Origin of the sequence: Streptomyces sp. NRRL F-525 (genome assembly GCF_000716605.1) — a bacterium.
Lineage (GTDB): Bacteria > Actinomycetota > Actinomycetes > Streptomycetales > Streptomycetaceae > Streptomyces.
On record NZ_JNXE01000233.1, the window covers coordinates 1 to 233 of the forward strand.

Genomic DNA, 233 nt, shown 5'->3' on the forward strand with positions numbered 1-233 from the left:
TGATTCCGGGAGTAGTGGCGAGCGAAACCGGATGAGGCCAAACCGTATGCGTGTGAGACCCGGCAGGGGTTGCGTATACGGGGTTGTGGGATCTCTCTTTCACAGTCTGCCGGCTGTGAGGCGAGTCAGAAACCGTTGATGTAGGCGAAGGACATGCGAAAGGTCCGGCGTAGAGGGTAAGACCCCCGTAGTCGAAACGTCAACGGCTCGTTTGAGAGACACCCAAGTAGCAC

The 233-nt window shown here is 57.5% G+C and carries 1 rRNA gene; it reads left to right on the plus strand.

Annotated elements, in window-relative coordinates:
- Position 1 precedes the first annotated feature (1 nt).
- Positions 2-233 (plus strand): 23S ribosomal RNA (locus OO69_RS48670); the annotation flags it as partial.